Below are 25,065 nucleotides of genomic sequence, written 5' to 3' on the forward strand. Positions count from 1 at the left end.
GCCGGTCGAGTCCGCTTCCCGATCTCGTCGGGTAAGGAATCGTGCTCAGGCCCGCGCTGCCGGCGCCACTGCCTGTAACGCCGCCTCGACATTGGCGGGCAGCCGGAAGCGGCGGCGGTATTCGCCGGGCGTCAGGCCTGCCAGCTTGCGGAACAGGCGGCGGAACGAGGCGAGGTCGGAATAGCCGACTTCGAGCGCGATCTCCTCGATCGGCCCATCCTCCATCTCGAGTATCTGCTTGGCTTCCTCGACGCGGAGCCACTGGACATATTCGAGCGGCGAATAACCCGTTGCCTTCCTGAAGCGGCGGTCGAAGGACCGCTTCGGCAGCCCGGATAGTCTGAGCAGCTCGGCGACGATATCCGCCGACTGGTAGTGCAGGGGGGCATATTCCTGGCATTTCTTCACCACGGCGTCGCCGTGATCGGCATTGGCGATCATCGAGGCGTAGGGAAGCTGGCCATCGCGATGCCATTGATAGAGGAAGATCTTCGATATGCGGATGGCTTCCGCCGTTCCGGCATGCCGGGCGATGAGAAAGAGCGTCAGGTCCTGCCAGGATGATGCGCCGCCGGCGCAGACGATCGAATGACCAGCGCCGGCCTGGACCAGGATGCGCTCTTCCTTAAGTTCCACATTCGGAAACTGGCTGCGAAACAGCGGCGCATACATCCAGTGCGTCGTTGCCGACTGCCCCTCCAGCAGCCCCGCCTCGGCCAGCACGATCGAGCCGCCGCAGGCCGCCAGCAGACGCGCGCCGCGCCGATGCATCTCGGCAATCCAGTTCAAGAGCCTGCGGTCGAGCGCCCTGATGGTTTCTGGCGTGTCGACAAGCACGTTCGGAACGAGGACATAGTCAGTCTCTTCGATGTCATCGATCGTTTCCTGCGGCATGATCGTCACGCCTGTTATCAGTCTCAGCGGGCCGGGCTCGGCGGCGACCAGGCGCGGCGCGAACATCACCTCGCTCGTCGGCTCGTTCGAGCTGCTCTTCCAGTTGGCGCCTGCGATCCACAGCGTGTCGAAGATGCCGTACATGATCGAGGGGTCGCACTCCGGAAATGCGACGATGCTGACCCGCAAGGGGCGCTTCACATTGGCGGAATGTGGCTCTATCGGCTTCATAGCGGCCATCCTGCCTCTGCCGCCAACCATTGGCAACACGTAAAAGGCGCTTCGAAACGGGTGGCATGCCGCTGCCTGATGGAGAGGGTATCCCATCAATGGAACTGAATATCGAGAAATTACAGACGCTGCTCAGCGTCATGGTGAATGAGCTCGGAGCGGCGCAGAATTCCGCGCTTGTCATCATCGGCGAGGAGCTGGGTCTTTATCGCAAGATGGCAGAGAGGGGAGCGATCTCGTCGATCGAGCTTGCCGAAGCGACCGATACAAAAGAGCGCTACGTCAGGGAATGGCTCGCCGCTCAGGCAGCGTCGGGATTTGTCGATTATGACGCGGCGACCGGCAGGTTTACGCTTTCGCCGGAACAGGCGGCGGTTTTTGCCGTCGAGGACAGCCCGGTCAACATGATCGGCGGCTTTGTCGCCCTCGACGCCATCTATGCCGATCGCACCAAGCTCACCCATGCCTTCCGCCATGGCGGCGGCGTTTCGTGGACGGACCGGTGCAACTGCATGTTCTGCGGCACCGACCGCTTCTTCCGGCCGGGCTACAAGGCCAATCTCGTCGAGAGCTGGCTTCCGTCGCTGGAAGGTGTCGTCGAGAAGCTCGAGCGCGGCGCGCGGGTTGCCGATATCGGCTGCGGCTTCGGCTCGTCGACGCTGCTGATGGCCAAAGCCTTCCCGAAGTCGGAATTCACCGGCATCGACTTCCATGCCGCGTCGATCGAGCATGCGAGCGGGCACGCAAAGGGCATGAGCAATGTCCGGTTCGAAACCGCCCGCGCGCAGAATTTCGAAGGTTCCAGCTTCGACCTCGTCACCATCTTCGATGCGCTGCACGACATGGGCGACCCGGTCGGCGCCGTCAGCCATATCGCCAAGGCATTGAAGCCGGATGGCACGCTAATGCTGGTCGAGCCGATGGCGGGCGACAGCCTGGCCGACAACCTCAACCCCGTCGGCCGCGTCTTTTACGCCGCCTCGGCCAATACCTGCGTCCCGGCCTCGCTCGGCCAGGAAGTGGGAGCCGCCCTCGGCGCGCAGGCCGGCCAGGCAAAGCTGACCGAGGTGCTCAATGCGGGTGGCTTTTCGAAGGTGCGGCGCGCGACGGAAACCCCGTTCAACATGGTGCTGGAGGCTCGGCTCTGACGTCTCCAGGGGCAATTCGAGACGCACCCGCGGAACGCGCTTGAGATGCGTCAGACTTTTTCAACAGCTGCCGCCCGCCATCGTTACGCCTGCGCGGTCGGCCGCACCACGATGTCGCTGATATCCACATCGGCGGGTTGCTCGATGGCAAAGGCGATGGCGCGGGCAATGGCATCGGGTGAAATTGCCATCTCGTCCATACGTTTTGCCATCTCGGCCTTGATCCCTGGGTTTGTCATGGAGTCGGCGAAATCGGTCCTGATGAATCCCGGGGAAATGTTGGTGACGCGCAGATGCGGGCCGGCCTCCAGCCGCAGGCCTTCGGCAATGGTGCGCATGGCGTTTTTCGTGCCGGCATAGACAGTCATGGTCGGCTTGATGATGAGGCCGGCGGTCGAGAGCGTATTGACGAAGTGGCCAAAACCCTGCCGGCGGAACACCGGCAAGGCCGCAGCAATGCCATAGAGCGGACCCTTGATGTTGACGTCGATCATCTCCTCCCAATCCTCGACCCGCAACTCATCGAGAGGCGAGATCGGACCGATGCCGGCATTGTTGATGAGGACGTCGATCCTGCCATAGGTGTCGCGGGCAAGGGCGACGAGGGCTGTGAGATCCTCGCGCTTCCTGACGTCCATGGCGAGGCAGACAGCCTCGCCGCCCTTGTCGGTGATGCGTTGCGCCAGCGCTTTCAGGCGATCGGCGCGGCGGGCGCCGAGCACGATCCTTGCGCCGCGCTCCGCCAGGATCAGTGCCGTGGCTTCGCCGATGCCGCTGCTTGCGCCCGTGATGGCAATAACCTTGTCCTTGATATCTGACATGTTCGTTCTCCTTTGTGCCGCTGAGGATTGCAGGTGCCACCTGGAGAATCTATGCTGTGGGCTCCATGATTTCGTCGAGATCGTCCAAGCCCCATGATCGATCCTTTGTCCGATGTGTTTTCGCTGCTCGATATCGAGAGCGCACGCTGCACGCGTTTCGAGGTCGGCGGGCAATGGGCTTTTCGCTTTCCGGCCAAGCCCGCGCTCAAGTTCGTCGCCGTCCTCCGTGGCGCCTGCTCGATCGTTCTGCCTGACGAGCCGCCGTTTGCGCTTGTTGCGGGCGACACCTTCCTGCTGGCCAATGCGCCCGCCTATGTAATCGCCAACGATCTCGACCGCGAGCCGGAGGACGGGATCGCCTTCTTCGACTGGGAGCATTCCAACATCGCCCGGCACGGCGGTGACGAGACCGCGCTGATCGGCGGCAGCTTTGTCATCGGAGGCGGCAACGCCCGGCTGCTGCTCGACGCGCTGCCGCCGTTCATTCATATCCCGGCCAGCGACCGCGCCGCCGCGCTCCTCAGCACTACGCTTGCAACCCTCGATGGCGAACTCGAGGCCGGGCAGATGGGCTCGACGCTGATGACGCGGCGGATGGGCGATATCCTGCTCGTGCAGGCGCTGCGGGCCCATGTCGGCTGGAAGGGTGCTGCCGAAACGGGATGGATCGGCGCGCTCACAAATCCGCAGATCGGCGCGGCGATCAGCCTGATCCACAACAGGCCTGGCCATCGCTGGACGGTCGAGGCGCTGGCGACCCGGATCGGCATGTCGCGCTCTGCCTTTGCGCAACGCTTCAAGGAACTGGTCGGTGTTGCGCCGCTCGACTATGTCACGCGCTGGCGCATGCATCGCGCCCGCGAAGCCCTGCGCCGAGAGGATGTCTCGGTCGCCAGCCTTGCCGCCGCACTCGGATACTCCTCCGAAAGCGCTTTCGGAAACGCGTTCAAGCGTGTCTTCGGGCGCGCACCGAAGCGCTACTGGTCGGACGCGAAGCCGGGTTGATAGTGGCTGTTCCGCTTGCGACGGCTGCCGCGTAATCCTATTGTTCGACGGCAGACCATCGTCCTTGAGGGGGAGACGTCAATGCCGTCGAGTTTCAATGTCGAAAGTGCGGATGGTTATGAACGGCTGATGGGGCGCTGGAGCAGGAAGCTTGCGCCGATGCTGATCGATTTCGCCGGTCTCGCGGATGGCGATCGCGTGCTCGATGTCGGCTGCGGCACCGGCAGCCTCGCATTCACGCTGGCGGAAACACCGGGTCTGCAGGAGATCGTCGCCGTCGACTATTCGCCGGTTTTCGTCGAGGCGGCAACGCGACGCAACACCGATCCGCGCGTATCGATCCGGCAGGCCGATGCCTGCGCGCTTCCCTTCGAGGATGACCGTTTCGATAGGGCGATGTCGCTGCTCGTACTGCATTTCGTCCCGGAGGCGGGAAAGGCGGTGTCCGAGATGGCCCGCGTCGTCCGCCCCGGCGGCGTGGTCGCCGCCGCCGTTTGGGACCATTATGGCGGCATGTCCGGCATGCGGATGATGTGGGATACGGTGGCGATGCTCGACGAGAACGCGCTGGCGATGCGCCGCAGATATTGTTTCCAGCCGATGACGCGGCCGGGGGAAATGAAGGAGAGCTTCATCGCGCAGGGCCTGGCCGATGTCGAGCAGACCTCGCTGCTGATCCGGATGGAATATCTTTCCTTCGAGGATTACTGGGAGCCGATCGCCGCCGGCGAGGGACCGCTCGGCAAATACGTCGCGGGGCTGGATCCGGCGAAACGAAAAGCGGTCGATGCGGCGATGAGGGCGGCATATGAGGCCGGCGAACCGGATGGGCCACGGTCGTTTGCGTCGGTGGCGTGGGCGTGTCGGGGCAGGGTGCCGGGCAAGAGCTAGGCATAGCGTTTTCGCATGGCGGCAACATCCAAGAGAGCCTCATCCTGAGGCGCCCCGTAGGGGCCTCGAAGGACGAGGCGGGTCCTTCGACGTCAAATGGACGCAAGGAGCGGCGTTGCAGCGTGTCCTTCGAGGCTTCGCCCTACGGGCTCGGCGCCTCAGGATAGGGGATGTTGGAGGGTGCCGCGCCCAAGGGCAGGGCGCTGGACGGTCGTATGCCTGCGACAAGGAGCCGCGTGGGACGCCGCCCGATCACGGCAATCGTGATGGAACACGGGCAGCACTGCTGACGTTGTTGCCCGCTGTCTCCGACTGCAAACGCTGCCGCAACAGCATCACCCGCCCGTTTCGGGCACCCCTTCCGACGGCATCCGGAATTGCCCGCCTCGCCGCCGCTTTCGGACGGAGGAATATCAGATGTCCGCTTTGGAAAGCCTGCGCCGGCTGACGCCGCAGCAGCGCAACACCGTCATCGCCAGCTATCTCGGCTGGACGCTCGACGCCTTCGATTTCTTCATTCTCGTCTTCGTTCTCAAATATATCGCCGAGGAATTCCACACCGACGTTCCCGCTGTCTCGGTGGCGATCTTCCTGACGCTTGCCATGCGGGCACTCGGCGCGCTGGTCTTCGGGCTGGCGGCCGACCGTTACGGGCGGCGCATTACGCTGATGGCCGACGTGCTGCTTTATTCGCTGTTCGAATTCCTGACCGGCTTCTCCACGGGGCTCACGATGTTTCTCGTGCTCCGAGCGTTCTATGGCATCGCCATGGGTGGTGAATGGGGCGTTGGCGCTTCGCTGGTCATGGAGACAGTGCCGGAGGAAAGCCGCGGCATCGTTTCCGGCATCCTGCAGGCCGGGTATCCCTCGGGCTATCTGATCGCGTCGATCGTGTTCTTCCTGCTTTTTCCGGTCATCGGTTGGCGCGGCATGTTTTTCGTCGGCGCGCTGCCGGCGCTGCTGGTGCTCTACATCAGGCGCAATGTCGAGGAGAGCCCGGCTTTCCTGAAACGGCAGGCTACGGGGCGCCGGCCGTTCCTCACGGTGCTGCGCGAAAACATCCCGCTGTTCATCTGGTCGGTGCTGCTGATGACGGCATTCAACTTCTTCAGCCACGGCACGCAGGATATTTACCCGACCTTCCTCGAGACGCAGCGCGGCTATTCGAGCTACACGGTCGGCGCAATCGCCATCGTCTACAATATCGGGGCGATCTGCGGCGGGCTGTTCTTCGGGGCGCTGTCGCAGCGGATCGGCCGGAAGAAAGCAATCGTCATCGCCGCGCTGATCGCCGTGCCCGTGGCGCCGCTCTGGGCCTATGCGCCGGGGCCGGTGCTGCTCGCCATCGGTGCTTTCCTGATGCAGTTCTTCGTCCAGGGCGCCTGGGGCATCGTGCCGGTGCACCTGAACGAGCTGTCGCCGGATGAAGTGCGCGGCACCTTCCCCGGCTTTGCCTATCAGCTCGGCAACCTGCTGGCGTCAGGTAATGCGACGCTGCAGGCGGGGCTGGCTGCCCGCTGGGACGGCGACTATGCCTATGCGCTCTTGATCGTTGCGGCCGTGGTGGCGCTCGTCGTCGCGGCCCTTGCCGGCTTCGGCTACGAGAAGAAGGATGTCCGCTTCGGCATGGAGGAGGCCGAGGAACCGCATGGCGCGATGCGAATCTAGCGCTGCTGCGGTTATGAAGGCCGGCGGCAACAGCTGCCGGCCTTTCAGTTCTTGAGCACATTGCAACCGCAGATGCGATCGTAAAACGCGGACCGCAGCAGGGTGATGCCGGAAGGCAAGCGCTATGTGCGCTGCCGGCGATCCGCATCGGTGGCGTGAGACGATTGGTCCGAGCCTTGCAGGACTTGCCGTCGAATGGCGGCGTGCTAGGTAAAGCGCGCCGGCGTCTCGCCGGATCCATCGTTCCCTCCAAAGCCCGAGTGACTCCATGCCGTTTTCTCCCGCCGCCGTCTGGCCCGTCGTCATGCTGTTTGCCTCCAATATCTTCATGACCTTTGCCTGGTACGGGCATCTCAAGCACAAGAGCAGCGCCATCTTCCTCGCCATCATCGTAAGCTGGGGCATTGCCTTTTTCGAATACTGCCTGGCGGTACCGGCCAACCGGATCGGCTCGGCGGTCTATACGACGGCACAGCTGAAGACGATGCAGGAGGTGATCACGCTGATCGTCTTTGCCGGCTTCTCGATTTTCTGGCTGGGCGAGAACCTGACCTGGAACCATGCGATCGGCTTCGCCCTGATCGCGATCGGGGCATCCTTCATCTTTCGTGCATAAACTTTAGCCTTTTCAATAGATTACAAATTGTCCATGTCTAGATATCGCCACATTTCCTACAGATTGGCGTCGCAATCGGCTGGCAGCCTGTCACTACCAAGTGATCAGGAGGTGATCTGCCATGAGCCTGTCTTTCCCGACGATGGCGGCGATCCGGTTCGGCTATGGTTTCCGGCCGGGCGAAGCTCCGCCGAGCAGCAAGGACGATCTCATCGGCCAACTGCGCAAGGGGGCGGCGGCAACGCCGGACTTTCCCCTCGGCGGCCCCGACATGCGCCACCAGGCGATTCTCAGCCTGCAGGCGCAGTTGCAGCAGATCCGGCAAGACGCCAAGACGGTGACCGACGATACGACACAGCGCGAGATGCGCAAAGGGGTGCAGCGCCAGGCGCAGCAGCAGTTTCAACATGATGCGAACCTGCGGCTGATGCAGGCGGTGCTGTCGCCGTACGGCTTCTACGAGCGGCTGGCGACCTTCTGGACCGATCATTTCTCCACCAGCGCCAACAAGAGCCTGCCGATGCGCCTGATCGTGCCGCTCTACGAGGCCGAGGCGATCCGGCCGTTCATATCAGGCAAGTTCGGCGATCTGTTGCGCAGTGCCACCGCCCATCCGGCCATGTTGATCTATCTCGATCAGGCGGATTCGCTCGGTCCGGATTCGGCCGGCGGCATCAAACGCAACAAGGGGCTGAACGAAAATCTCGGCCGTGAACTGCTGGAACTGCACACGCTCGGCGCCGGCAGCGGCTATACCCAGGCGGATGTGACCGCGGCAGCCATGGTGCTGACAGGCCTCACCATCGACCGCAAGGAGATGGACATCGCCTTCCGGCCGAATATTTCGGAGCCCGGCGCGCATGAGGTGCTGGGCGTCAGCTATGGCGGGCGCAGGCGCTCGCGCGACGATTATCTCGACATGCTCGATGATCTCGCGCTCCATCCGAAGACGGCGGCGCATATCAGCCGGAAGCTCGCGGTGCATTTCATCGCCGACCAGCCCGACGAGGGGATGGTGTCCGATATGGCCGAAGCCTGGAAGAAGACGGATGGCGACCTGACTGCCGTCTACACTGCGATGCTCGACCATCCCGCCGCCTGGCGCGACGAGGGCGCCAAGGCGCGCCAGCCTTTCGACTATGTCGTCACCGGCCTGAGGGCATTGAATGCGGGACCGGTCAACGGCGTCGTAGGCAGTTTCCTGGCGGCCAACCAGCAAGGTACGGACGAGGGCGACATGGCGGCGAACACGCCTGGCATGGCAGGATCGCCGGTGCCGACGGATCCCGCCGGCGAGGCGAGGGAGAAACGCCTCAAAGCCTTCCAGACGGCGCGGGCGCTGGGGCAGGGCGCACTCAGGCGCATGGGCCAGCCGATCTGGCTGCCGCCGAGCCCGGCCGGTTTCGAGGAAGGCTTCTCCGCCTGGATCACCGGCAGCCAGCTCGCCGAGCGGCTGGCCTGGGCGAGGCGGGCCGCGGCGCAGTTCGGTCGGGACGAAGATCCGCGCGAATTCCTGAAGTCGACGCTTGCTGATGCCGCCCGCGACGAGACGATCCGCGTGGTGTCGCAGGCGCCGAACAAGATCAGCGGGCTGACGCTGGTGTTGGCATCGCCCGAATTCAATCGCCGCTAAGCAGACTTTCGTTGGCAAGCCAACGCTTCGTCTGCTTAGCCTCTTTGTTTTATCGCAGGTTCTGGCCGGAAAACCGTTGGACACTTTTCCGGAACCTGCTTAGGAGGCCCCGCCCATGACGCTGCCCACGAACCGGATTTCGCTGTCCCGCCGCGGCTTTCTGGCCTCTGCCTGCTGTCTTGCCGCCGCCCCCGTCTTCACGCCGGTCACCTTTGCGGCGATGCCGGGTGACAACCGTTTTGTCACCATCGTGCTGCGCGGCGCGATGGACGGGCTGGATCTGGTGCAGCCCTATGGCGATGCCGGTTTTGCAGCGCTCAGGCCGACTCTGGCGCTGACGCCCGAGACCGGGCTTCTCGACCTCGATGGGCATTTCGGCCTCAATCCAGCGGCGGCCGAGCTGATGCCGCTCTGGAAGAGCCGGGAGCTCGCCTTCGTGCATGCGGTGTCGACGCCTTACCGCGACCAGCGCAGCCATTTCGACGGGCAGGACATGCTGGAATCCGGCGGCGAGCATGTCGCCGAGGAAAAGACCGGCTGGCTGAACCGGGCGCTCGCCGTGATCCCGCGCTCGGACGCGCGCAAGGCGATCGACATCAACACCTCGACGGAACTGATCCTCTCTGGGCCGAACAATGTCGACGTCTGGGCGTCGGATTCCAATCTGGCGCCGGCGCGCGACGAGATGCAGTTCCTGGCACGGCTCTATGCCGGCGATCCGCCGTTCGCCGAAGCACTTGCCGAGGCGACACGGGCCAATAGCACCTCCATGATGGTCGAGCCGGAGGGCCAGCGCGGCGCAAAGATCGCCGATGTGGCGGCGCTCGCCGGCAACATGCTGAAGGGCGATTACCGCATCGCCAGCTTCTCGATATCAGGCTGGGATACGCATATCGGCCAGGCCGGCCAGTTCAAGCGGCCAGTGCAGGACCTCGCCCAGGCGATCAATACGCTGAAGGCGACACTCGGGCCTGAGATCTGGTCGAAGACCGTGGTGCTTGCCATGACCGAATTCGGCCGCACCGTGCGCCAGAACGGCTCAGCCGGCACCGACCACGGCACCGGCGGCTGCGCGCTGCTTGCCGGCGGCGGCGTCAACGGCGGCCGCATCCTCGGCCGTTGGCCGGGCATCGGCGACGGCCAGTTGCTCGACGACCGCGACCTGATGCCGACCACCGACCTACGCGAACTCGCCGCGGCAATGCTCTACCGGCAGTTCGATGTCAGCGCCGATGATTTGACGGGGAAGATCTTCCCGGGGCTGGGGTTCGACAAGGGGTCGCAGTTTCTGCGTGGGTGAGGCCGGGTCCCGCAAAGCGGGAGCGATCGATCCAGTGAATCGATCGCAGGGCCGAACGCCCTGAGCCCAAGCGAAAGGGCCGGGCGGCATCGACGACAGGCCTTAGCGGCCGGTCATCTTGAGCGCTGCCTCGGGTAGCCGTTCGCCTTGGACCTCGATGCCGGAGAGGGCTGCGTCGATTTCGGCGAGGTCGTCGGCGAGCAGGTCGACGTCTACTGCCCCGAGGTTTTCTTCCAGCCGATGTTGCTTCGTCGTACCCGGGATCGGCACGATCCATGGCTTTTGGGCCAGCAGCCAGGAAAGGGCGATCTGCGCGGGTGTTGCGCCCTTGGGGTCGCCGATCCGGCTGATCAGGTCGACGAGCGCAAAATTGGCCCTGCGCGCCTCAGGTGAAAAGCGCGGCACGCTGTTGCGGAAATCGCTTGGATCGAACTTGGTGTTCTCGTCGATCTTGCCGGTCAAAAAGCCTGCGCCGAGTGGGCTGAAGGGCACGAAGCCGATGCCGAGTTCCTCAAGGGTGGGCAGCAGTTCCGCCTCGGGGCCGCGCCAGAAGAGCGAATATTCGCTCTGGACGGCGGTGACCTTCTGAACGGCATGGGCGCGGCGGATCGTCTGGACGCCGGCTTCGGATAGGCCGAAATGCTTGACCTTGCCGGCTGCGATCAGGTCCTTGACGGCGCCGGCGACATCTTCGATCGGCACGTCGGGATCGACGCGGTGCTGGTAGAGCAGGTCGATGCGGTCCGTCTTCAGACGGCGCAGGCAGGCATCGGTAACCGCCTTGACATGTTCGGGGCGGCTGTTGGTGCCGCCGCGGCGTTCACCAGTTTGCTGGTCGATATCGAAGCCGAATTTTGTGGCGATGACCACCTGGTCGCGGATCGGTGCGAGCGCCTTGCCGACAAGCTCTTCATTAGCGAAAGGACCATAGGCTTCGGCCGTGTCGAACAAGGTGACGCCCTGCTGATGGGCGGTGCGCATCAATCCGATCATGTCGCCTTCGTCGGCGGGCGGGCCGTAAGCGGCGCTCATGCTCATGCAGCCGAGACCAAGTGCCGAGACTTGGAGGTCGCCGATAGTGCGTGTTTTCATGGTCGTATCCGTTCGTGGTTTTGCTTGGGCTCGGGAAAATCCGTTCCGCGGCGCGGGAGCAGCCGGGCTCGCGGTCGAGTTGACGTGAACTTAGTCCTCGTGTCAGCTTTCGATTAGATGCTGTAATGCGCATGAACCTATAAGACGGACTAATGAATGCCCCAGGACAACAATTTCAACGAACTCGTGGCCTTTCTGACCGTCGCCAGAGAACGAAGCTTTACCAGGGCGGCCGCCAAGCTCGGCGTGTCGCAATCGGCGTTGAGCCAGACGGTACGCGGTCTCGAAGAGAAGCTCGGGCTTCGCCTTTTGACCCGCACGACTAGAAGCGTGTCGCCGACGCAGGCAGGAGAACGTCTGCTGGAACGGGTCGGACCGAGATTTGAAGAAATCCAGTTCGAGATTGCCGCGCTCAGCGAAATGCGCGAGCGGCCGGCGGGCACCATTCGCATCACGGCAGGCGAGCATCCGGCGATTTCCGTTCTCGCCCCGGCATTGGCGCGGTTTCTTCCTGATCATCCCGATATCAATGTCGAGGTGATCGTCGACTACGGCCTGACTGACATCGTCGCCGAGCGTTACGACGCCGGCATCCGGCTCGGCGAGCATTTGGCAAAGGACATGATCGCGGTCCGGATCGGCCCCGAGATATGCATGGCGGTCGTCGGAGCGCCCGCCTATTTCGAGCGCCATCCGCGCCCTGATATCCCGCAGGATCTGACGGCGCACAACTGCATCAATATGCGGTTGCCAACGCACGGGACGATATATCCCTGGGAATTCGAGAAGGATGGACGTGAATTGCGCGTCCGTGTCGAGGGCCAGGCCGTGTTCAACAACATCGCCATGAGGATCGGCGCCGTGCTGGACGGTCTGGGGCTGGCCTACATGCCCGAGGACCAGGTTCAGCCTTACATCGAAGACGGGCGGCTGATCCGGGTTCTGGAGGACTGGTGCCAGCCCTTCCCAGGATATCATCTCTACTATCCGAACAGGCGGCATGCGTCTCCCGCCTTCACCCTGTTCGTCGATGCGCTCCGCTATAGAGGAAAGTAGCGCCGATTTTATTCCATCACGGCTTATCAACAGGCTGTGATTAATTAGTCGGCCTAATAGACCCTAGCTGTCCAGGCCGGCTAATCCTTTCGGTCCGATGCCGTTACCTTCTCGCCATCCGAAACGAAGCGAGAAGCCGACATGCGATATGGATTGTCTAAAACCCTGGCCGCATTGCTACTTGCCTCAGCGCAGCTTGCCGCGCCATTGGCGACAGCTGCCGATGCGGTAAAGCCCGAGCCATTGGTCATCCAGGAGCAGGGCAGTTTTGCCGTCGGGGGAACCAGCACGACGGCGCCTGGAACCTTCGATCCGCTAAAACCTCTCGATTCCGTAGGCCAGACCTATCACGGCGATCATGCCTTTGCCTTCTACCAGGTGCCGGCAAACCCGCGTCAGTACCCGATCGTGATGTGGCACGGTGCCGGACAATTCTCCAAGACCTGGGAGACGACTCCCGATGGCCGCGAAGGCTTCCAGAACATCTTCCTGCGTCGAGGCTTCTCCACCTATCTCGTCGACCAGCCGCGCCGGGGCGGCGCCGGGCGGAGCATGGCCGAGACAACAGTGAAGCCGACAGCGGACGAGCAGCTTTGGTTCAACCAGTTTCGCGTCGGCACCTGGCCGAACTATTTCGACGGCGTGCAATTCTCCCGCGATCCCGAAGCGCTGAACCAGTATTTCCGCGCGATGACGCCGAACACAGGGCCGTTCGATATGGAGGTCGTGTCGAATGCGGTGGCAAAGCTGTTCGAGAAAATCGGTCCCGGCATTCTTTTCACCCATTCGCAGGGCGGCGGACCGGGCTGGCTAACGGCTATCAAGAGCGACAAGGTCAAAGCCGTCGTCGCCTTCGAACCCGGCAGCAGCTTCGTGTTCCCGGCAGGCGAGGTCCCCGCCGATATGCCGAGCGCCTTCGACACGCTGAAGGGCGTGCCGGTACCGATGGACGACTTTCTCAAGCTGACGAAGATCCCGATCGTCATCTATTACGGCGACAACATCCCAGACCAACCGACGACGATGCCGGCACAGGACAGCTGGCGGGTGCGCCTGGCGATGGCCCGCCTGTGGCGGGACACGATGAACAAGCATGGCGGCGATGTCACCGTCGTGCACCTTCCTGAGATCGGCATCCGCGGCAACACCCACTTCCCGTTCTCCGACCTGAATAACGTAGAGATCGCCGACCTGGTCTCGACCTTCCTCCGCGAGAAGAAGCTCGACTGATCCGCCTCGGACGCGGTGCGGCGCTGCTCGGCCGGTCCAAAGGCCGGTCGTGCAGGTCGCGATCCCGTTTGCATCCTGCTCAGAGCCCATACGATCTGCAGACTAAGGGAAACATATCCATGCGTGATCTCTTCAAACGTGTTCCCATCCTTCTCGCCTTGGCCAGCGCCGTCGTTCTTGTCGGCTGGCAAGTCGACGCGGAGCCGAACCGGACGACGCTGCCCGAACTGGCAGGCCTCGTTCATTATACGACCGTCAGACGGGGGAACGTGACTGAGCATATCATGACGACAAACGAAGCCATCCAGGCGGTGAAGACCGGACAGCCGATTCCCGACGGCACGCACTTCATCCTGGTGGATTACCGCGAAGGCGCAGTCTTTCGCTATTTCGTCATGGAAAAGGGCCGCGGCTGGGGAGCGGACTATGACGAGGACCGCCGCACCGGCGATTGGCAGTTCCAATGGTTCAAGCCGGATGGCACGATCAACATGGCCGAGAACACGGCGCGGTGTCAGTCCTGTCATTCGTCCAGAGCCGACGAAGGCTTCCTCTACACCCTTGACGAACTCAAGGAATTCGACGGAGCCGTCGTTGAATAGGCCGGATTCAACCCATGACGGGAGCGCGGCGTCATGAGTCCGTTCTTTCTGATACGGCTCGTGCTTGATTTCACTGCAGCCGGGCTGCTTCTTGTCGCGCTCGCCTACTGGTGGCTCGACAACATGTCGCACGAGCTGATCGGCACAGGCATGTTCATCCTTCTCCTATCCCACAACGTCTTCAACCGGCGATGGTGGGCCAGGCTCCCGAAGGCGGCGCCCGGCAAGCCGAGCTTTCTGACAATTGCTTCGAATATCTCGATCGCCCTGGCGATATCAGCTTTGCTGGTGACCAGCGTGCTGATTTCCCGCGCGGTGTTTGCTTTCCTTCCCGTGAGCGGCGGGCCGACGGCGCGCGAAATTCACATCCTTGCGGCCTACTGGGCGTTCATCCTCGCAGCCGTCCATCTCGGCCTTCACTGGTCGATGATCATGGCCGTCATAGGCAGGCTTTTACGGGTCGGTGCTCCAAACGCGATCAGGACTGCATCCCTTCGCGCTGCCGCGGGCGCGATAGCGGCGTGGGGCATCCACAGCCTGTTCGTCATGGGAATTGGAGACCGGCTCATTGCCCGGCCATCGATCGATTTCTGGGACTTCCAGGAGTCGACGATCGGGTTCTTCCTGCATCACATCGCGATGCTGGGGACGTGTGCTTGCGCAGCGCATTATGCGGCAGGATGGCTTCGTTGGGCGGGTGGGGTACGACGGGTGACAGATGCCGGCGAGTGATGTGTGCGTCGGCTTTGTGGGGAATGGAGTTTGCGGCCGCCCGGCCCTTCGCTTGGGCTCAGGGCGTTCGAAGCTGCAATCGATTCACCGGATCGATTGCTCCCGCTTTGCGGGACCGCTTCTCACCCCAAGACATCATAGAGCCGGAAGATGAAGCTGATCTGGTAGATCAGGTTGGCGATGACGAAGGTGGCGTGGAAGCGGCGGTTGGGGGTCCAGGCAGCGATGGCGCAGAGGAGGATGTAGATGATGTTGCGGGCTGGGTATTCCCAGCCGAGCGAGAGGATGCGATCATGGCCCTTGATTGCCGTGTCGAGAATATCGACGGCGTAAGTGAGGCCGAGGATGCCGAAGAACCATTTGCGCCGCGAGATGAAATATTCCTCGTAGCCGCCATATTCGTCGAGCGAGGCAGGAAAGAGCAGGGCGCAGAGCAGGAAAAACAGACTGCAGAAGCAGATGAGGAAGAGATAGATGCCGAAGCCGATCGCCGGCACGGCCTGCAGGCGATATTCCCACCACCAGATATGGATGATGAACAGGAACATCGACAATGCCCAGCCGAGATGGATGGGATAGACCTTGGCCTTGGCGGGATGCTGGACGATGCCGGCAAGGCCGGTGAGCACTCTCGCGAGCGAAAGGCTGATGACCATGCCCATCACCACCTTGATGTGAAGGAAGACCTCCGGCGAGCTGACCGTTTCCATGTTTTCGATCCTTAGGGTGTCACTCCTCGGGGACTTGCTTCGGTTTGCCCTCTTCGTCGAGCGCCACCATGATGAAGGTGCCCGCCGTGACCTTTTCCATCTTGGCGTAACGCGCGCGGTGCGCCCAGGCTTCGACGCAGAGCGTGATCGAGGTGCGGCCGACGCGGTCGATATCCGTATAGACGGACAACGTGTCGCCGATCTTGACCGGCAACTCGAAGGCCATCTCCTTGACGGCGGCGGTGACGACGCGGCCCTTGGCGCGCTCTGCAGCGCGGATGCCGGAGGCAAGGTCCATCTGCGCCATGACCCAGCCGCCGAAGATATCGCCGGCCGGGTTGGCGTCACCGGGCATGGCAAGCGTCCTCAGCGTCAATTCGCCTCTCGGCTTGGCGGCATCGGTCATCAAGTCTTCTCCATCTGGTGCGGCGTCGGGCCGGCGATTCACTGCGAAGCACCCTAGTGCAAAGGCCGAGGGCTGTAAAAGACGGCAAGACCAAGCTCTACAGACGGCCGATGGGAAAAATATTGCTGCCGTTTCCGACTGAAATTTCATTTGATTTCAAATGGTTGAATTTTGTAGGTTTCACCTGACCTTACGTTATTTAATCCTCTCCTAATTAAGCTTTACGCTCCAGTAATTCCGGCAATTCAGAATGCGATTGATCTCAAATATAAGAATCGCCGGGAACCTCATGCGCAACGTCAAGATTTCCACCCGACTTTACTGCCTCGTCGCATTCACGCTTGCCGTGCTCACGGCGACGATGGTCTTCTTTCTGAACTATTCTTACGCCGAGCTGGAAGAGGAGCGGAAGGCAGGGCTGGCGCAGCTCGATGCGACAGCGCTCGGCATTTTCGAAAAATATTACAAGATGGAGCAGGCGGGCACGATGACCCGCGAGCAGGCGCAGGCGGCGGCCAAGGACGTGATCGGCGCGATGCGCTATGGCGCCGACGGCTATTTCTGGATCAATGACATGCATCCCAAAATGGTGATGCACCCGATCAAGCCGGCGCTTGATGGTACCGATATCTCGCAGATGAAGGACCCGGCCGGCAAATTCCTGTTCGTCGAGTTCGTCAACAAGGTGAAGAAGGACGGCAAGGGTTTCGTCGACTATCTCTGGCCGAAGCCGGGCGCCGATGAGCCGGTGCTGAAATACTCCTATGTCGCCGGTTTCGAGCCCTGGGGCTGGATCGTCGGCACCGGCGTCTATGCCGACGACCTTGCCGCGCTTTATCGCCAGAATTTGCTCTGGGCCACGATGGCCTGCCTGATCGGCGCGGCGACGACGATCGCGATCGCCTTTGCCATAGTGCGCAGCGTGACGGCGCCGATTGCCCGGCTGAGGAAAGCGATGAATGCGATTGCTGCCGAAGAAGCGTCGGTAGAGATCGCCGGCAGCGAGTATCGCGACGAGGTCGGCCAGATGGCCAAGGTGCTGCTGGTGCTGCGCGACTCCGTCGATGAGCGCAGCGCGCTGCGCGGCCGGGAAGACGAGAGGCAGCGGCAGATTGAAGAAGAGCGCCGTGGCAACGAGGCGAGCCTGCGTTCGGCCTCCGAACGGCAGAACCGCGCGATGCAGGCGCTCGGCGTCGGCCTGGAAAAGCTGGCGGGCGGCGACCTGACGGTTGCGATCGGCGATATCGGCGAGGATTACGCCAAGCTGAGGGGCGATTTCAACGCCGCCGTCGACGCGCTGAACGGCGTCATCCATGCGATCGCCGAATCGAGCCGCGTCGTCAACGACAGCGCGTCCGACATCAGCGAGGCGACCGGCAATTTGTCGAAGCGCACGGAACAGCAGGCTGCTGCGCTGGAAGAGACGGCGGCCGCTCTCGACGAGATCACCGCGACGGTCAAGACGGCATCCGAACGGGCGAACGAGGCGCGCGAAATGGTGGCCGAGACCAAGGCGAGTGCCGGAAAATCCGGCGAGATCGTCCGCAATGCAGTCACCGCGATGGGCCGGATCGAGGATTCGTCCAACCGCATCGGTCAGATCATCTCGGTCATCGACGAAATCGCCTTCCAGACGAACCTTCTGGCGCTGAATGCCGGCGTCGAGGCTGCGCGGGCGGGCGAGGCGGGCCGCGGTTTTGCCGTCGTCGCGCAGGAAGTGCGCGAACTCGCCCAGCGTTCCGCCAATGCGGCCAAGGAGATCAAGGAACTGATCAGCCGGTCGGCAACGGAGGTCGAGGGTGGGGTGGCGCTGGTGCGCTCGACGGGTGAGGCACTGCTGGAGATCGAGGCGCTGGTCAACCAGGTCAACGATCACGTCGCATCAATCGCGACGGCGGCGCGCGAGCAGTCGACGGGGCTGAACGAGATCAACGGCTCCGTCAATCACATGGACCAGATGACGCAGCAGAATGCTGCGATGGTCGAGGAGACGACGGCGGCAAGCCGCACGCTCGCCGACGAGAGCACCCAGTTGAAGACGCTGCTTTCGAATTTCCGCCTGCGCGGGGAGCCGCAGCCAGTGACCCGATACACACGGGCAGCGTGAGGAAACGTAGAGATGAAAGGCCGGGAAACCGGCCTTTTTCATTTCCGTCGCGTTCAGATTGTGCCGGTAAGTTTTCATTCACCGTTTTTAATTAAAATTGGAGTGAGTTTTTTCGGTCACTGCCCAGCCAGCCTGCGGAAGCGATAAGAGTATGGCGTTTGTTTCCTTTCCTCGGCGATCCCTTTTGCCCTTGCTGCTTTCGGCGGCGCTGACGACCTGTTCAATCAGCGACGGGCTGGTGCCGCCGGCCAATGTCGACAACGGCACCAGGGTTAGTTCGATCTCGCCGTCGCGGGGGGCAGCGCGCATGGCGCCTGCCGTGCGCATGGCGCCGGTGGAGAGCCAGGCCTCCTATCCGATTTCCAGCGCGCCCGTCGGCAATAGCCAGGGCTCCGTCGATTATCTCGATACGCCAAACCTTGCCGGCACCGGTCACGCGGCGCCGGCGCAGGGGGGTAGGCTGCCGATGATCGACAGCGACGAGGCACTGGCGGCAGGCCAACCGAGCGGCAACTGGGGCGGCACGCAGGATCTTGCGATCCCGTCCGGCGGCGTCAACATGGATGATGAGCTTGGAGCCCAGCCGGTCGTCGGGCTGGCGCAAGAACAGCAGCAGCAGATCGCCGAGGGCAATGCCACCGAGCCGGTTGTCGACGGCATCGGCACCGACAATCCGACGCAGCTCAACCAGCCCATGCGCCAGCCCCCGCAGCAGCCGATGCCGCAGCCGGCCGCCGAGGCACAGATGAGCCGGGCGCCCGCCTGGAACGACGGCAGCCCCGTGGTGGCGCCGACCCGTGTTCCCGAAGAGGATGAGAGCGAAGAGGTCGCGATGCTGCGGCCGAACAATCCGATGATGAGCGAGCCAGCGGCGCCCGTCGATCCCAGCGTCATGCCGTCCTCCGAGCTTGCCTGCCGGCGTGAGCTGAAACGCATGGGCGTACTCTTCGACAACAAGCCGCCGATCTCGAACGGGCCGGCCTGCCAGGTGCCTTATCCGGTGTCGCTGAAGGGGCTTTCCGGCAATATCGGCGTGCGCCCCGCCGTGACGCTGAACTGCCAGGTGACGCTTGCCTTCGCCAAATGGGTGAAGAACGAACTGGCGCCGTCCGCCCGCTATCGTTATTGGTCCGGTATCAAGACGATCCAGCCGCTCGGCGGCTATTCCTGCCGGCGCATGAACAACAGCCGGCAGAGATACAATCCGATGTCGGAACACGCCCGCGGCAACGCCATCGACGTCGGCAAGTTCGTGCTGAAGAACGGCCACGAGATAGACGTGCGCAAGAAGGGCCTGTTCTCACTGCGCGAAGGCCGGCTTTTGAAGGCGGTGCGCAGCGACAGCTGCCGCTATTTCAACACCGTGCTCGGCCCCGGCAGCAACCCGGAGCACTGGAACCACTTCCACTTCGATCTTCGTTCCCGCAAGAGCGGCAAGGCCTATTGCGACTGATGCATATCGCCTAAGCCATGCGGCGCAGGTGCAGTTGATGTCGGAGCATCGGGCTCGGCTGCCAAAAAAGGGTTCATCCCTGCCGCAGGGCACGCTATAGATCGGCCAAGCGGATTGCCGTTTCGAGAGTTTGATCCATGAGCTATGATTTCCATGTCGGCCAGAAGGTCGTCTGCATCAACGACACCTTCAAGCATGTCAGCATCGACCAGCTGATCCGCAAGGGCGAGATCTATACGATCCGCTGGGTGGGTGAATATACCCATTATATCGACGGCACGTTCATCGGGGTGAAGCTCGCGGAGATCAACCGCGGCAATGACGACGGGCCGGAAGGTTACGGAGCGGCCGACATGCCCTATCGCGCGACGCGTTTCCGGCCGCTGGTGAAGGACAAGATCTCGTCACTGCGCAAGCTGTTGGCGCCGACGCCCGATGCACCGGTGGAGCCTAAGGAAAAAACCAGGAAGAAAGAGAAGGTCTGACCGCCCGACGACACCGATCAGGCCGTCTTTCTGCTCAGGAACAGCGCGGTCTCCCTGCTGACCTCTAGCACGCCGCTGCGTTGGCTGAACGCATCGGCAATGGCTTGACGGAACCTGGTGAGTTGAGGTTCGCCGGCGCCATCGCCGGGCGGATAGGAGGTGAGCGCCAGGAAGACATCCTCGGGCTCAGTGATCCGGAGGCTTGCCGGATGCTGCGACATGGTCACGTTTCCAAACTGCGACCGCATGGATCGCTCGGCAGCGTCATATCCGAAGGCTTCGGCAGCCGGATCGGAAGGGGCACTGCCGAATAAGGTCGTCAGCGCGTAAATCTCGCGCATATTGCCGGCACCGTTTGTTGTGACCGCGAGTAAGCCGCCCGGCTTCAGCACTCTCGACATGTCCGCGATGCCGGCGGCCGGGTCTGGCAGGTGATAGAGCATATGCATCGCGACCACCGCATCGAAGGCGCCATCTTCGAAGGGGAGCGCGGCGGCGTCGGCCTGGCAGCCTCGGACGGAGCCGAACGGCAGTGCGCTGCAACGCGCCACTGCCTCGTCGACCATGCCGGGTGAAAGGTCGGTGAGCGTCAGGTCGAGATCCACCGGCAGCAGGCCTGTCGTTGCCGCCCAGAACCAGGCCGGCCCGTAGCCGACGTCGAGGACGCGATCGCCCCGCTTCAGGGACAACTGCGCAGCAACCCATGGAAACCAGGCCGTCTCGGCGATGGTGTATTGGCTATGCAGTCGGGCCCGCGCAGCGAGCTTCCGGCTGTCGCCATACTGCCCGGCATTGTCTGCTGTTATGGAGGACATATCATCTCTCTGGGTTTCTTCACAGGATGCGCCCCGCCTCTAGTTCGTCGGCAGAGCCTATAGATAGCCCGATTCCCGGACAAGAGGTGACCTTGCGCAGCGGGCCGGCTTGTTCGCATAGCTGCCGCTGAGGGTTGCCCGGATATGGCGCGTTTCCGCCCATGGAAACAAATCGCATCCGATTAAATCGTAATGGTGTTGACATCGGTTTTGGCTAAGCGTATTAGAGCGCATCCGATTTAATCGGATGTGAATTAAATCTAAACCGAAAGGATATCACCATGACCGAGAAGCTTCTCTTTACCGGCAAAACCCACATCTCCGGCGGCCGCGACGGCTCTGCACGCAGCAGCGACGGCACGATCGACATCAAGCTGCCGCAGCCGCATCCGGCCGCCGAAAACCTGTTCGGCATCGCCTGGTCGGCCTGCTATATCGGCGCCATCGAACTTGCCGCTGCTCAGAGAAAGATCACGCTGTCTGATGGTCCCGAGGTCGACGCGGAGATTACTCTCAACGCCGACAACGGCTCCTTCTTCCTGAGGGCGCGCCTCAATGTCAGCCTGCCCGGCATTGATCGCGACGTTGCGCAGGAATTGATCGAGGCAGCCCATGGCATCTGCCCTTATTCCAAGGCGACACACGGCAATATCGATGTCGAGACCACACTTGTCTGAGCGGGGAAGGGCGGACCTCACCGCCAGAGGATTTGATGCGGAGGGCCTGCCGATCGGCCGGCAGACCCCTTCCTGAGGTAGCAGGCACCGGAACCTTGCCGATCTGGAGAACATGCCATGATCAATAGCCACGCCCAGCCACACCAGGCCTATGACGAGTTTTCGCTCGTGCTCGACCCAGCCGTCTATGAGCCGCTGCCCGAGGATTGGCTGATCGGCATCACCGACGTCGTCAGCTCGACGCTGGCGATCAAGTCGGGACGCTATGAAGATGTCAACTTCGCAGGCGCATCAATCATCGCCGCTCTCGGTAATGCCTGGGGTTCGTTCGATTTCCCCTTCGTGTTTCGTGGAGACGGGGCGGCATTCGCCTTGCCGCCGCACGGCATCATGGCCGCGACCTCGGCGTTGCGGCAGGTCGCGAGCTTTGCAAGAAGCGATCTCGATCTCACCCTTCGTATCGGGCTGCTCACCGTGCGCGAAATCCGCAATAGTGGGCGTGACGTCAGAATTGCCCGTTATGCCGCCTCCGAGAACGCGACCTATGCGATGTTTACAGGGGGAGGGCTCAAATGGGCGGAGCAGCAGATCAAGAACGGCCGGTATCTGGTCAAGCCGGGCCGCTACGCGACGAAGCCCGACCTGACCGGCCTCAGCTGTGACTGGGCTCCGTTCCCGAGCCGGCAGGGCGAGATCCTGTCGCTGCTGGTCGAGCCGAATGACCATACGAGCCCCGAGGTCTTTGCTGCTTTGGCAAAACGCGTCCTTGCGGTTTTCGACGCCGCGCCGCGCCAGTCTCATCCGCTTTCGGGGGATAAGGCTATTCCTAAGGACAGTGGCAGACAGGTCGATGCGAACGGCTGGTCGGCGGTCGCCGCCAATTCGGATTTCCGCAAATTCGATGATGGTTTGCGTTTGACGCTGGACTGCACGCGCGAACAGATCGACAGGGTCGAAGCGATCCTTATTCCGGCGAGGGAGCGCGGCGAGATCAACTTCGGACTGCACCGCCAGTCGCATGCGCTGATGACCTGTCTCGTGCCATCGGACAGGCCGGATTCGCACCTGCATTTCCTCGATGGAATGGGCGGCGGCTATGCCAGGGCCGCCGAGAAGATGGAGGAAGGCGCGCTAGGCGACGTCGTCCGGCATCATGCTCCGTCGCTCAGGACCCAGCCGACGCGGGATCATGACCGCCAAGAGAGCTAAGCGGGCGTGCCTGTTTCCCGCATGGCCAGCTTTGCCAGCATTTCAGTGAGCTGAGGCGGTGCCAGCTCGGCTTCGCCTTCTATCGCGGCGAGGCTAAACCATCTGAGCTCGGTGTGTTCGTCACCGATCAGTCGCGGCCGGCCGCACCATTTATCGACGTGATAGACATGGAAGGTGACGGATGCTTCGGGCGGGTCTTCCGATACGAGCCGTCCTGCAAACTGCCAGAGCTCCGGCGTCACGCCTATTTCTTCCATCAATTCCCGGCACATTGCCGTCTCGGCGTCTTCGCCGTCTTCGATATGGCCGCCCGGCAGGCTCCAGCGATCGGGGTGCACCTTGCGCCTGGAACTGCGTCTGGCCAGAAGAACGGTCCCGTTCTGGCTCAAGGCGCCCATCGCGATCTCGGGCATCTCATCTTCTCCGCTATGTCAGCCGCTTCCGACTGAGGCCGCGATCACGATTTCTCCGATTCGCCCTGCGTTGACCGCAGCAGGTTGTCGCGCAGCGTCGTCACCGATTTCTGCACGACGGGAAAGTCGTCGCCGAGGCCGATGGCGCCAAGCAGCGCGTTGCCGGGATCGGTTTCAACGAGTTGGCGTCCTGCCGGCGTCAGGCTGACCCGCACCTGCCGTTCGTCGGCGGGATCGCGGTGACGGGTGATAAAACCATTCGACTCCAGCTTCTTGAGGATGGGCGTCAGCGTGTTGGATTCGAGGAACATCTTTTCCCCCAACACCCCGACGGTCTGGTCATCCTCTTCGGAGAGGGCCACCATGGCGATGTATTGGGTATAGGTCAGGCCAAGCTCATCCAGGATCGGCTTATAGGCGCGGCCGAAGGCAAGATTGGCCGAATAGACCGCGAAGCAGAGGAAATTGGAAAGTTTGCGACCGCCCTTGCCCGGCTGCGGAGAGGTGGGTGCAGGCATATCCGGCCCCTTGGCTGCTTTAGATGTCGGCATCGGTCCATCCTGTCCAAGCTTTCTAACGATGATATCTATATAGATCGCATCCGATTAAATCGCAATAGTGTCGAAGCCGGTTTTCGATCCTGCCGTTTGTGGTGACTCGACAAAGATCAGCGGAAACTCCTGGGAGGCTTCCCATACTTCTTGCGAAAAGCGGTCGCGAAATGGGCGGAGTCGGAGAATCCGATTTCAAAGGCGATCGCGGTCATGGGCAGTGTGCTGTTTTCGACCAGAAACCGGCCATAGCGCAATCTCGTTTCGACGATAAAACGCTTCGGAGTCATGCCGATATTGTCCTGGAAGATACGCGCGAACTGGCGTGGTGACAGGCCGACCAGAGAGGCCACCTGTTCCGGTGAGACATCGCGGCCTTTCCGACTTTCGATGAGAACGACGGCTCGCTGAATACGCGAATCTTCTGTGCGGCGAAATGTCGTGGCGCGGCCGTGATCGAAGGCGCTCATGTGCTTCTGTTCCGTGAGCGAAAGCTGGTGCACGGCCTTGGCCGCCCGATCCGGTCCGCAATGCGTGCGGATGAGCTCCGTCATCAGCGACAGGATCGATACGCCGCCAGGCACGGTAATGCGGCCGTTTTCGATCAGGAAGTCATCGCGCGTGGAGAAGGCAAGACGCGGGAAGGCAATGCGGAAATCCTCCGCGTGAAAGGGATGGACGCACGCCTTGCGCCCGGCGAGCAGTCCCTCCTGCGCCAATATGAAGGCGCCCGTACAAACGCCAATGACCGGGACACCCGCCGACGCCGCCACCCTGAGATAGTCGCGATGCTTGCTAGGTGCGACGCGCAGATGTGGCAGGAGTCCGCCGATAACCACGACGTAGTCGAAGTCGGTCGGGTTTATATAGGGCGCATCGGCATGAACCCGGATGCCGCAGCTGGCAACCGCTGCATGGCCCGGAGCCCCCATGATCGACCAGCGACAATGCAATGGACGGGAATTGTCGGCAAAGTCCGCCGCATGCCTGAGAGGCTCGACGATACCCGTCAGCGACATCATCGGGAAGGTCGGCCAGAGGAGAATGCCCACCGAGAGATCGGCCTTTCGGTCGCGTGCGACCAGAAGCCGCTCGGCCCAAAGATCGTCGAGCCAGCGCACATAGTCCGGCTCGTTGGCAGATATTTCGGAAGGTTCCTCGGATGTGATCATGGCGTGTGGCGATGATAGAGTCATCATGTCCTTTTTTCAAAGAAAATGTCTGATTTATAAAATTCAGCCGCAGCCTTCAGTGTCAAGTTTCCTCTCGTCGAACACGACATCCGGGGACAGAAACCACCGGACCGGGGAACCAACAAAT

Annotated in this window: 26 protein-coding genes; 16 read left to right on the forward strand and 10 right to left on the reverse strand. The window is 62.3% G+C overall.

Features of this window, described 5'->3' with window-relative positions; genetic code table 11:
* Positions 1–45: 45 nt before the first annotated feature.
* On the reverse strand, positions 46–1,125 hold the full coding sequence (locus tag OLZ32_RS00390; protein ID WP_264395214.1) for a GlxA family transcriptional regulator: 1,080 nt from the start codon (positions 1,123–1,125) through the stop codon (positions 46–48).
* 98 nt (positions 1,126–1,223) lie between these two features.
* Here OLZ32_RS00390 and OLZ32_RS00395 point away from each other — a divergent pair, with 98 nt between their 5' ends.
* Positions 1,224–2,273: a class I SAM-dependent methyltransferase gene (locus OLZ32_RS00395; RefSeq protein ID WP_264419496.1), complete on the forward strand. Its 1,050-nt coding sequence runs from the start codon at positions 1,224–1,226 to the stop codon at positions 2,271–2,273.
* 83 nt (positions 2,274–2,356) lie between these two features.
* Here the strand turns inward: OLZ32_RS00395 and OLZ32_RS00400 are convergent, their stop codons facing one another.
* Positions 2,357–3,094, reverse strand: a complete 738-nt coding sequence (locus tag OLZ32_RS00400; RefSeq protein ID WP_264395217.1) for an SDR family oxidoreductase — start codon at positions 3,092–3,094, stop codon at positions 2,357–2,359.
* 93 nt (positions 3,095–3,187) lie between these two features.
* On the opposite strand from OLZ32_RS00400, the gene OLZ32_RS00405 reads away from it, so the two are divergent.
* From OLZ32_RS00405 to OLZ32_RS00430, 6 genes are all read left to right on the forward strand, one after another.
* Entirely contained in the window at positions 3,188–4,099 is a 912-nt protein-coding gene (locus tag OLZ32_RS00405) for an AraC family transcriptional regulator (RefSeq protein ID WP_264395219.1), read from the forward strand.
* Between the two features lie 81 nt (positions 4,100–4,180).
* Positions 4,181–4,990: a class I SAM-dependent methyltransferase gene (locus OLZ32_RS00410; RefSeq protein ID WP_264395221.1), complete on the forward strand. Its 810-nt coding sequence runs from the start codon at positions 4,181–4,183 to the stop codon at positions 4,988–4,990.
* Between the two features lie 417 nt (positions 4,991–5,407).
* Complete coding sequence (locus OLZ32_RS00415; protein WP_264395224.1) at positions 5,408–6,658, forward strand: MFS transporter; 1,251 nt, start codon at positions 5,408–5,410, stop codon at positions 6,656–6,658.
* A gap of 268 nt (positions 6,659–6,926) precedes the next feature.
* Positions 6,927–7,274 (forward strand): DMT family protein, encoded by a 348-nt coding sequence (locus tag OLZ32_RS00420; protein WP_003540725.1) that lies wholly within the window; start codon positions 6,927–6,929, stop codon positions 7,272–7,274.
* Between the two features lie 121 nt (positions 7,275–7,395).
* The gene (locus OLZ32_RS00425) at positions 7,396–8,907 is read left to right on the forward strand and encodes a DUF1800 domain-containing protein (RefSeq protein WP_017988700.1); all 1,512 of its coding nucleotides are present in this window, start codon (positions 7,396–7,398) and stop codon (positions 8,905–8,907) included.
* 115 nt (positions 8,908–9,022) lie between these two features.
* Positions 9,023–10,207 (forward strand): DUF1501 domain-containing protein, encoded by a 1,185-nt coding sequence (locus tag OLZ32_RS00430; protein ID WP_017988699.1) that lies wholly within the window; start codon positions 9,023–9,025, stop codon positions 10,205–10,207.
* 102 nt (positions 10,208–10,309) lie between these two features.
* Here the strand turns inward: OLZ32_RS00430 and OLZ32_RS00435 are convergent, their stop codons facing one another.
* Entirely contained in the window at positions 10,310–11,299 is a 990-nt protein-coding gene (locus OLZ32_RS00435; protein ID WP_264395229.1) for an aldo/keto reductase, read from the reverse strand.
* 156 nt (positions 11,300–11,455) lie between these two features.
* Here OLZ32_RS00435 and OLZ32_RS00440 point away from each other — a divergent pair, with 156 nt between their 5' ends.
* The 4 genes from OLZ32_RS00440 (at position 11,456) to OLZ32_RS00455 (ending at position 14,919) form a co-directional block, all read left to right on the forward strand.
* Positions 11,456–12,355: a LysR family transcriptional regulator gene (locus OLZ32_RS00440; RefSeq protein WP_017988698.1), complete on the forward strand. Its 900-nt coding sequence runs from the start codon at positions 11,456–11,458 to the stop codon at positions 12,353–12,355.
* Positions 12,356–12,496: 141 nt separating this feature from the next.
* Positions 12,497–13,585 (forward strand): alpha/beta hydrolase, encoded by a 1,089-nt coding sequence (locus tag OLZ32_RS00445; RefSeq protein ID WP_264395233.1) that lies wholly within the window; start codon positions 12,497–12,499, stop codon positions 13,583–13,585.
* A gap of 119 nt (positions 13,586–13,704) precedes the next feature.
* Positions 13,705–14,187 carry a cytochrome P460 family protein gene (locus tag OLZ32_RS00450; RefSeq protein ID WP_264395235.1) on the forward strand — a complete coding sequence of 161 codons (483 nt, stop codon included), beginning with the start codon at positions 13,705–13,707 and terminating at the stop codon, positions 14,185–14,187.
* A gap of 33 nt (positions 14,188–14,220) precedes the next feature.
* Complete coding sequence (locus OLZ32_RS00455) at positions 14,221–14,919, forward strand: DUF4405 domain-containing protein (RefSeq protein ID WP_264395237.1); 699 nt, start codon at positions 14,221–14,223, stop codon at positions 14,917–14,919.
* A 122-nt stretch (positions 14,920–15,041) separates the two neighbouring features.
* Here the strand turns inward: OLZ32_RS00455 and OLZ32_RS00460 are convergent, their stop codons facing one another.
* Positions 15,042–15,629 carry a hypothetical protein gene (locus tag OLZ32_RS00460; RefSeq protein WP_264395239.1) on the reverse strand — a complete coding sequence of 196 codons (588 nt, stop codon included), beginning with the start codon at positions 15,627–15,629 and terminating at the stop codon, positions 15,042–15,044.
* Positions 15,630–15,648: 19 nt separating this feature from the next.
* Complete coding sequence (locus tag OLZ32_RS00465; RefSeq protein ID WP_003540707.1) at positions 15,649–16,035, reverse strand: acyl-CoA thioesterase; 387 nt, start codon at positions 16,033–16,035, stop codon at positions 15,649–15,651.
* 289 nt (positions 16,036–16,324) lie between these two features.
* Between OLZ32_RS00465 and OLZ32_RS00470 the strand changes: the two genes are divergently transcribed.
* Positions 16,325–18,142, forward strand: coding sequence for a methyl-accepting chemotaxis protein (locus OLZ32_RS00470; RefSeq protein WP_264395246.1), 1,818 nt, complete (start codon positions 16,325–16,327; stop codon positions 18,140–18,142).
* Between the two features lie 87 nt (positions 18,143–18,229).
* On the opposite strand, the gene OLZ32_RS00475 is transcribed toward OLZ32_RS00470, so the two are convergent.
* Positions 18,230–18,451, reverse strand: coding sequence for a hypothetical protein (locus tag OLZ32_RS00475; RefSeq protein WP_231285479.1), 222 nt, complete (start codon positions 18,449–18,451; stop codon positions 18,230–18,232).
* Here OLZ32_RS00475 and OLZ32_RS00480 point away from each other — a divergent pair.
* The gene (locus tag OLZ32_RS00480; protein ID WP_264419593.1) at positions 18,351–19,595 is read left to right on the forward strand and encodes an extensin-like domain-containing protein; all 1,245 of its coding nucleotides are present in this window, start codon (positions 18,351–18,353) and stop codon (positions 19,593–19,595) included. The two genes, OLZ32_RS00475 and OLZ32_RS00480, sit on opposite strands and share 101 nt — an antisense overlap.
* A 137-nt stretch (positions 19,596–19,732) precedes the next feature.
* Entirely contained in the window at positions 19,733–20,080 is a 348-nt protein-coding gene (locus OLZ32_RS00485) for a CAP-Gly domain-containing protein (protein WP_003540699.1), read from the forward strand.
* A gap of 17 nt (positions 20,081–20,097) precedes the next feature.
* Here the strand turns inward: OLZ32_RS00485 and OLZ32_RS00490 are convergent, their stop codons facing one another.
* Positions 20,098–20,895, reverse strand: a complete 798-nt coding sequence (locus OLZ32_RS00490) for a class I SAM-dependent methyltransferase (protein ID WP_264395251.1) — start codon at positions 20,893–20,895, stop codon at positions 20,098–20,100.
* A 281-nt stretch (positions 20,896–21,176) separates the two neighbouring features.
* Here OLZ32_RS00490 and OLZ32_RS00495 point away from each other — a divergent pair, with 281 nt between their 5' ends.
* Together OLZ32_RS00495 and OLZ32_RS00500 are read left to right on the forward strand one after the other, a co-directional pair.
* Entirely contained in the window at positions 21,177–21,572 is a 396-nt protein-coding gene (locus OLZ32_RS00495) for an Ohr family peroxiredoxin (protein WP_264395253.1), read from the forward strand.
* A gap of 117 nt (positions 21,573–21,689) precedes the next feature.
* Positions 21,690–22,781, forward strand: coding sequence for a DUF3095 domain-containing protein (locus OLZ32_RS00500; RefSeq protein WP_264395255.1), 1,092 nt, complete (start codon positions 21,690–21,692; stop codon positions 22,779–22,781).
* On the opposite strand, the gene OLZ32_RS00505 is transcribed toward OLZ32_RS00500, so the two are convergent.
* From OLZ32_RS00505 to OLZ32_RS00515, 3 genes are all read right to left on the reverse strand, one after another.
* A complete protein-coding gene (locus OLZ32_RS00505) occupies positions 22,778–23,194 on the reverse strand; it encodes an NUDIX hydrolase (protein WP_264395257.1) in 417 nt (138 codons plus the stop codon). The genes OLZ32_RS00500 and OLZ32_RS00505 overlap by 4 nt on opposite strands.
* Before the next feature lie 44 nt (positions 23,195–23,238).
* The gene (locus OLZ32_RS00510) at positions 23,239–23,712 is read right to left on the reverse strand and encodes a MarR family winged helix-turn-helix transcriptional regulator (protein WP_264395756.1); all 474 of its coding nucleotides are present in this window, start codon (positions 23,710–23,712) and stop codon (positions 23,239–23,241) included.
* A gap of 149 nt (positions 23,713–23,861) precedes the next feature.
* A complete protein-coding gene (locus OLZ32_RS00515; protein WP_032987268.1) occupies positions 23,862–24,917 on the reverse strand; it encodes a GlxA family transcriptional regulator in 1,056 nt (351 codons plus the stop codon).
* Positions 24,918–25,065: the final 148 nt, after the last annotated feature.

Source organism: Rhizobium acaciae (assembly GCF_025941625.1).
Classification (GTDB): domain Bacteria; phylum Pseudomonadota; class Alphaproteobacteria; order Rhizobiales; family Rhizobiaceae; genus Rhizobium; species Rhizobium acaciae.

Excerpts from the sequence above, each read along its gene's own strand:
- OLZ32_RS00390 (WP_264395214.1), bottom strand. The coding sequence starts at position 1,125 with ATGAAGCCGATAGAGCCACATTCCGCCAATGTGAAGCGCCCCTTGCGG.
- OLZ32_RS00395 (WP_264419496.1), top strand. The coding sequence starts at position 1,224 with ATGGAACTGAATATCGAGAAATTACAGACGCTGCTCAGCGTCATGGTG.
- OLZ32_RS00400 (WP_264395217.1), bottom strand. The coding sequence starts at position 3,094 with ATGTCAGATATCAAGGACAAGGTTATTGCCATCACGGGCGCAAGCAGC.
- OLZ32_RS00405 (WP_264395219.1), top strand. The coding sequence starts at position 3,188 with ATGATCGATCCTTTGTCCGATGTGTTTTCGCTGCTCGATATCGAGAGC.
- OLZ32_RS00410 (WP_264395221.1), top strand. The coding sequence starts at position 4,181 with ATGCCGTCGAGTTTCAATGTCGAAAGTGCGGATGGTTATGAACGGCTG.
- OLZ32_RS00415 (WP_264395224.1), top strand. The coding sequence starts at position 5,408 with ATGTCCGCTTTGGAAAGCCTGCGCCGGCTGACGCCGCAGCAGCGCAAC.
- OLZ32_RS00420 (WP_003540725.1), top strand. The coding sequence starts at position 6,927 with ATGCCGTTTTCTCCCGCCGCCGTCTGGCCCGTCGTCATGCTGTTTGCC.
- OLZ32_RS00425 (WP_017988700.1), top strand. The coding sequence starts at position 7,396 with ATGAGCCTGTCTTTCCCGACGATGGCGGCGATCCGGTTCGGCTATGGT.
- OLZ32_RS00430 (WP_017988699.1), top strand. The coding sequence starts at position 9,023 with ATGACGCTGCCCACGAACCGGATTTCGCTGTCCCGCCGCGGCTTTCTG.
- OLZ32_RS00435 (WP_264395229.1), bottom strand. The coding sequence starts at position 11,299 with ATGAAAACACGCACTATCGGCGACCTCCAAGTCTCGGCACTTGGTCTC.
- OLZ32_RS00440 (WP_017988698.1), top strand. The coding sequence starts at position 11,456 with ATGCCCCAGGACAACAATTTCAACGAACTCGTGGCCTTTCTGACCGTC.
- OLZ32_RS00445 (WP_264395233.1), top strand. The coding sequence starts at position 12,497 with ATGCGATATGGATTGTCTAAAACCCTGGCCGCATTGCTACTTGCCTCA.
- OLZ32_RS00450 (WP_264395235.1), top strand. The coding sequence starts at position 13,705 with ATGCGTGATCTCTTCAAACGTGTTCCCATCCTTCTCGCCTTGGCCAGC.
- OLZ32_RS00455 (WP_264395237.1), top strand. The coding sequence starts at position 14,221 with ATGAGTCCGTTCTTTCTGATACGGCTCGTGCTTGATTTCACTGCAGCC.
- OLZ32_RS00460 (WP_264395239.1), bottom strand. The coding sequence starts at position 15,629 with ATGGAAACGGTCAGCTCGCCGGAGGTCTTCCTTCACATCAAGGTGGTG.
- OLZ32_RS00465 (WP_003540707.1), bottom strand. The coding sequence starts at position 16,035 with ATGACCGATGCCGCCAAGCCGAGAGGCGAATTGACGCTGAGGACGCTT.
- OLZ32_RS00470 (WP_264395246.1), top strand. The coding sequence starts at position 16,325 with ATGCGCAACGTCAAGATTTCCACCCGACTTTACTGCCTCGTCGCATTC.
- OLZ32_RS00475 (WP_231285479.1), bottom strand. The coding sequence starts at position 18,451 with ATGCGCGCTGCCCCCCGCGACGGCGAGATCGAACTAACCCTGGTGCCG.
- OLZ32_RS00485 (WP_003540699.1), top strand. The coding sequence starts at position 19,733 with ATGAGCTATGATTTCCATGTCGGCCAGAAGGTCGTCTGCATCAACGAC.
- OLZ32_RS00490 (WP_264395251.1), bottom strand. The coding sequence starts at position 20,895 with ATGTCCTCCATAACAGCAGACAATGCCGGGCAGTATGGCGACAGCCGG.
- OLZ32_RS00495 (WP_264395253.1), top strand. The coding sequence starts at position 21,177 with ATGACCGAGAAGCTTCTCTTTACCGGCAAAACCCACATCTCCGGCGGC.
- OLZ32_RS00500 (WP_264395255.1), top strand. The coding sequence starts at position 21,690 with ATGATCAATAGCCACGCCCAGCCACACCAGGCCTATGACGAGTTTTCG.
- OLZ32_RS00505 (WP_264395257.1), bottom strand. The coding sequence starts at position 23,194 with ATGCCCGAGATCGCGATGGGCGCCTTGAGCCAGAACGGGACCGTTCTT.
- OLZ32_RS00510 (WP_264395756.1), bottom strand. The coding sequence starts at position 23,712 with ATGCCTGCACCCACCTCTCCGCAGCCGGGCAAGGGCGGTCGCAAACTT.
- OLZ32_RS00515 (WP_032987268.1), bottom strand. The coding sequence starts at position 24,917 with ATGATCACATCCGAGGAACCTTCCGAAATATCTGCCAACGAGCCGGAC.